Annotated in this window: 4 protein-coding genes; 3 read left to right on the forward strand and 1 reads right to left on the reverse strand. The window is 63.8% G+C overall.

The genetic code is table 11. From position 1 onward, the window contains the following. Window positions 1–185: 185 nt before the first annotated feature. From OC610_RS19260 to OC610_RS19270, 3 genes are read left to right on the forward strand one after another with little or no spacing between them, the layout of a single operon-like run. On the forward strand, window positions 186–1022 hold the full coding sequence (locus OC610_RS19260; RefSeq protein ID WP_264429899.1) for a response regulator transcription factor: 837 nt from the start codon (window positions 186–188) through the stop codon (window positions 1020–1022). Beyond that, window positions 1022–3409: a hybrid sensor histidine kinase/response regulator gene (locus OC610_RS19265; protein ID WP_264429901.1), complete on the forward strand. Its 2388-nt coding sequence runs from the start codon at window positions 1022–1024 to the stop codon at window positions 3407–3409. The genes OC610_RS19260 and OC610_RS19265 overlap by 1 nt, the downstream gene beginning before the upstream one ends. A 1-nt stretch (window position 3410) precedes the next feature. Continuing rightward, entirely contained in the window at window positions 3411–5759 is a 2349-nt protein-coding gene (locus OC610_RS19270; protein WP_264429904.1) for a TonB-dependent receptor, read from the forward strand. On the opposite strand, the gene OC610_RS19275 is transcribed toward OC610_RS19270, so the two are convergent. Continuing rightward, window positions 5743–6105, reverse strand: a 363-nt coding sequence (locus tag OC610_RS19275; protein WP_264429906.1) for a diguanylate cyclase domain-containing protein, incomplete at its 5' end; no start/stop codon positions are given. The genes OC610_RS19270 and OC610_RS19275 overlap by 17 nt on opposite strands.

Raw genomic sequence — 6105 nt, forward strand, 5'->3', positions numbered from 1 at the left:
ACGCAGCTCCTACGCAGCTCACACAGTGTCTACACGGAACGACCGTTTATCGCCCCATAAAAATTTGATAGCTTCAGTTCTCGCCTGATCTGCCGTTATATCGACTTGTTGCTGGCCCGATACGTGATTTTCGCCCGGCAGCTTCGTGACAGTGGCCTGGCTAAACACGACAAGAGAGCTGGCGAATGGACAACGGGCGAGACCAAAGGCAGTCGGCGACAGCGGGGGGCGCGGTAGCGTCCGAGCCGTTGCCGCATATCCTGCTGATCGACGATGTCCCCGAAGACATCCGCGCCACGCTCGTTCTCCTGAAAAACCAGCCCTGGCGCATTTCTCTCGCCAGCGACGCCTATCAGGGCTACCAACGGGCCCTGGCCCTGCGCCCCGACCTGATCGTCCTGGACGTGCACATGCCACAGATGGACGGCTTCAGCCTGTGCCGGCTGTTGCGCGAGGCAGCAGCGACCCGACACACGCCGATCCTGTTCCTGTCCTCGGCCAACACATCATTGGAGCGCTTGGAAGGGCTGACCGTGGGCGCGGTGGACTACATCCCCAAATCCTGCGCCCCCGAAGAAGTGCTCGCACGCATCAAGATCCACCTGCAATTGACCTGGCGCGCGCCGTCGGCGATGGCTCAACGCCCGGCCGATCCGGAACCGCAAGGCGATGAAATCGTCCTGCGCGCGGCGATGCGAGTGATTGAAAACCAGCTGGACGACATGCCGTCCCTGGCCGTCCTCGCGCAAAAGGTCGGCACCCACGAAAAACGTCTCACCGCGATCTTTCGCGAGCACTTGGGCATGACCGTGTTCGCCTACATTCGCGACGCGCGATTGCGGCGCGGCCAGGACCTGCTTTGCGAAAGCGCCATGAGCGTGCAGGACGTCGCCGAGCTGGTGGGGTTTCGCAACGCCTGCAATTTCACCACCGCCTTCCGCCAGCGAATCGGCATGACGCCCAGCCAGTTTCGCCAGCAAGCCCTGGGCATCGTTGAAACCGAGTCGGCCGGGCGCGCCTGATGCGGCTTCTACAACTTCTGTTGCTGACTACCGTGATGTTATCCACAGGCGTGCTGCGTGCGGCGCCTGTGGATATCTGCCGCACCGACTATCTGAACCTGATGCCGGTGGTGCAGATTTTCGAAGACACCCAGGCACGCCTGAGCCTGGATGAAATCGCGCAACGGCCTGACGCCGATTTCAAGGTCGCAACCCCCGGCTGGCCGACGCAGGGTTACAGTCGCTCGGCCTTCTGGTTGAAATTACAACTGACCAACTCAAGCGCTGCGGCGTGTTCGCGCCTGCTGGTGATCGGCGCGCCGCGCCTGGAAGACATTCGTGTCTACCAACCGGGGCAGGAAGCCCACGGCGGAGCCGCCTATCCCCTGGCCGAATGGCCCCGGCCGGCAGCGCGTCAACCGGCGTTCCCGGTGTCGTTGGCGGCGGGGGAGAGCACCACGGTGTTCGTGCGGGTGGCGAGCAACTTCCAGATGCTGCTGGAGCCGGAGTTGTGGTCCGAGCCGGCGCTGCTGCGCAGTCAGCAACAGACGTACCTGAGTGACGGGCTCGCCCTCGGTATTGTCCTGCTGGTGGTGCCGTTCGGCTTTATCGTCGGCAGGATCCTGCGCTCCCGACTGCTGACGGTGAATGCCGGCGCGGTACTCAGCTACATCCTGCTGAGCTGCATCCTCAACGGCTACCTGATCTACTGGCCCAGCGCACTGGGCTGGACACGCGAGCTGCTGACCTTCGCCAGTGCAACCTCGATCGTCCTGTTCCTGGCCTACATGCGCGTGCTATTGCAGGTTTCCCAACTGTCCAAGATCATTGGCTGGAGCTACTGGGTGCCGCTGTTGGGCTGTGTCATCGGCCGACTCTGGTGGCTCGAGGTCGATCCGGTCCAGGGCCCGCAGATCGTCCAGATATCGCTGTTGAGTTTCTACGGCGCGCTGCTCCCCACCTTGTTCATGGCATGGCGCAGGCGACTGGCCTACCACTGGATGGCATGGCTGGTGCCTGGGCTGTTGCTAGCGCAATTGCTGATGCGGATTTTCTTCCCCCAGGAACAGTTGCCCTGGCAATCGCCGGAAAGTAAATACAGCCTGTCGTCGACCCTGCCGGGCGTGGTGTTGCTGGTCTGTACGTTGGTCATGGAAGTCGCTCGCAGCCGTCACCGGGAAAGGCACGCATTGTCCACCCTCGAACAACAACGCCAGGCCGAGCACGAACGCCTGGAAAGCACCGTGGCGCTGCGCACCTCGCAGTTGCGCGAATCCCTCGAGGCGCGCAGTGCGTTGATGGCGCGGATCAGCCACGACCTGCGCTCGCCGCTGGTGCGCATCATCGATTACGCGCGCCTGCTGCACGCCGGGCCGAACCGCGACTACCCAGCCACCATCGAGCGCAACGCCCGCCAGCAACTGGAGCTGATCGACGAGATGCTCGAGTTCTCCCGGGGCGAGCTGGAGCAGATGCAACTGGCCCTCGCGCCGGGTTATCTGTACGGCTTCCTCCAAGAGATCGCAGACGAAGCGGGCTTCCTCGCCGCACGCCAGGGCAACAGCTTCAACGCGGTACTGGCGGATGACCTGCCACCGCTGGTGGAGGCCGACTTCAAACGGCTTCGGCAGGTGCTCATGAACCTTTTGGCGAACGCGGCGAAATTCACCCGCAACGGCCAGATTCGTTTCGAGGTGAACGGTGGCCCGGGTGCAACCGCAAACACCGTGGAACTGCGCTTCAGCGTGATCGACACCGGCATCGGCATCGACCCGCATGAATTCGAACAACTGCTGCAACCGTTCCGCCGCGGCCGCAATGCCCAGCGCTATGAGGGCAGCGGGCTGGGCCTGTCCATCGTCAGCCAATTGCTCGAACGCATGGACAGCCGCCTCGAACCTATGGCCACGGGGCAGGGCAGCCACTTCAGTTTTCGCCTGCAACTCAAATGCGCCGAAGAATACGAGCTGGAAAACGGCATCGTCGACAACAACGTCACGCCGCTCGATGGCGAGGGCAAACACGTGCTGCTGGTGGACGACATCGAGCAGAACAGCGAATGGCTCTACGACCTGCTGGCCGGCTACGGTTTCGACGTCAGCATCGCGGCCAGCGGCGAAAACGCCTTGGCCTGCCTGGCCGGACAACCGGTCGACCTGCTCATCAGTGATCAGATGATGCCCGGCATGGACGGTTGGGAACTGCTGCGACAGGTGCGCGACCGTGAGCATGATTTGCCCGTGATGCTTTATTCCGCGATCCCGCCACGCAAGCCGGAAGGTTACCCAGAAGACCTGGCCTTCGACGCGGTGCTGCTCAAGCCCGCCGACAGCCGCGAGTTGCTGGCGCGGATCAAGACGCTGGTTTGCCAGGACACGGCGCATCGCGCAATGGCTCGGGAGTTCTAGCATGCCGGGTCTGGGTTATCGGCTGCTCTTGCTTGGCGGTCTTGCAGCGTTGCCCTGGGCGTCGACCCAGGCCGAACAGGAGGCGCCCAGCGCCCTCACGCTCGATGCGACCACAGTCACCGCGCGCCGGCGCGAAGAAGACCCGCAAGACGTGCCGATCCCGATCAATGTCCTCTACGGTGATCAACTGGACGAGGCCGGACTGCACCGGCTGCAAGACATTCAACAACGGGTGCCCGGCCTGGTGGTTTCCGGCCACGACGCCCGTTATGCCGGCTTCGGCCTGCGCGGCTTCGGCGCGACGGCCTACAACGATGGCCTGGAAGGCAGCGTCGGCACCTACGTCGACGGCGTCTACCAGGCGCGCCAGGGCATGGCCTTCACCGAGTTGATGGACATCGAACGCATCGAAGTTTTGCGCGGGCCCCAAGGCACCTTGTTCGGCAAGAACACCACCGCCGGCGCACTGAACATCGTCACTCGCCAGCCGACGTTCCAGCCCGAAGCCAACCTCGAAGCCAGCTACGGCGAGCGCGGTTTGCGGGAGTATCGCGGCACGATGTCCGGGCCGCTGCAAGACGGCGTGCTGGCTGGCCGACTCAACGTGTTCGACAGCTCCAGCGAAGGCTCTGTGGAAAACCTGCAAGACGGCAGCCGCCTCGGCGACGCTGACAGCCAAGGCCTGCGCGGCCAATTGCTGTGGACGCCGAACAGCGACTTCAGCGCCCGCCTGATCGCCGACTACGCCGAGCAGAACGAAGCCGGCAACGTCCTGTTGGTAAATCACTACGGCGAGCAAACCCGCAAGCGCGCCAAATTCCTCGGTTATCCGTTGGCCGAGCCCGACCCCTACAAACGCGAATCCCGCATCGACGCCCCGGGCCATCCGCGCACCTTGCAGAACGGCGTGTCGCTGGAATTGAACTGGGACCTCGACGAGGCGATGCGCTTGACCAGCATCACCGCCTACCGCGACTGGGATTACCGCGCCGACCGCGATGGCGACAGTACCGCGCGCTCGGTGATGCAATCCGAAGCCGCATTGGACCATCGGCAGTTCAGCCAGGAATGGCGCCTGTCCGGCACGGCCGGCTCGTCCGTCGATTACGTCGCCGGCCTGTATTACCTGCGCCAACAACTCGACCGCCAGATCGACGTCGAATACGGCAAGGACGCCGCGTCCTGGTTCGTCGGCGATCAACTGGAACAGCTGAAGAAACTGGGCATCAACATCACTGATCCGAGCCAGGTGCCGGCCCTGTTGCTGGACGGTGCGCGGCAACGCTACGACGGCGAGCAGAAGGGTGATAGCCGAGCGGTTTTCGGCCAACTTTCCTGGCGCCCGATCGACCCGCTGGAACTCACTGGCGGCCTGCGCTACAGCCAGGAGCGCAAGGACGGCTGGATCTCCCGCGATGCCAGCAACCTCGCCCCGCTGACCGGCTTGCCCCCGGTGTTCCAGGCAGGTGGGCAATTGCTGCGGGACATCGCCCTCGGCGGCGCTTATTACCGAGAAGACTCGATCAAGGAAGACAACGTCTCCGGCCTGCTCAGCGCCAGCTACCGCTTCAGCGATGCGGTGATGGGCTACGTCAGCTGGTCGCGGGGCTACAAGGCCGGTGGCATCAACTTCGACGTGGTCGGCCCGTTCACCGCGCCGACCTTCGAGCCGGAACGCGCCACGTCCCTGGAAGTGGGCATGAAAACGCGCTTCTGGGACCAACGCGCGATGCTCGATCTCGCCGTCTACCAGACCGACGTCGACGACTACCAGGCGCTCACCTACAGCCCGCCCACATCGCTGTTCGCGCCGCCGCTGCGGGACAACCTGATCAACGTCGGCAAAGTTCGCCTGCGCGGCATTGAACTCGATTCAGCCTGGCAACTGACCCCGCAACTCACCGGACGCCTGGGCGTGGCCTGGAGCGATGCGCGCTACCGCAGCTTCCCCAACGGCCCGTGCCCGCCGGCCTCGGGCCAATGGACCTGCGACCTCAGCGGCGACCGCCTCTACAACGCGCCGGAATGGAACCTCAGCAGCGGCCTCGACCACACCCACCCGCTGCCCTACGGCCTGGAACTCTACAGCGGCGTCGACTACAGCTTCCGCACCGGCTACTACGGCACCCTCGAAGGTGGCGAGGGCAGCTATCAACCCAGCTACGGCCTCACCAACCTGCGCCTGGGCCTGCGCAGCCAGGACCGTGCCTGGGAAGTCGAAGGCTGGGTGCGCAACGTCTTCGACCGCAACTACATCACCGCCGTCTACTCACTGCTCGGCGCCGGCGACTACGGCGTCATGACCGGCAGCGAACGCACCGTCGGCAGCACCGTCAGACTTCGCTATTGAGCGAAATAAACCGCGTCGGACAAAACGCAAGGCGATTACCGCCAGCCTTCTTCGACAGATACATGGCCTGATCCGCCTTGCTGATCAACCCATCGATCTCATGCCCATGCTCAGGGTAAAACGCCACCCCGATACTCGCCGCGATCTCTACTTTTTGCGCACCAATCACAATCGGCGCATTCGCCGCCGCCAACATCCGCTTGAGCAGCGGCTCGCTTTCCTCCTCCGCGTGCAAACCCACGAGCCCGGCCACAAACTCATCACCCCCGAGCCGGGCCAACGTATCGCCTTCACGCAACGTCGCATTGATCCGCGCCGCGACAATCTGCAACACCCGATCCCCCCA

Origin of the sequence: Pseudomonas agronomica (assembly GCF_025917275.1) — a bacterium.
Lineage (GTDB): Bacteria > Pseudomonadota > Gammaproteobacteria > Pseudomonadales > Pseudomonadaceae > Aquipseudomonas > Aquipseudomonas agronomica.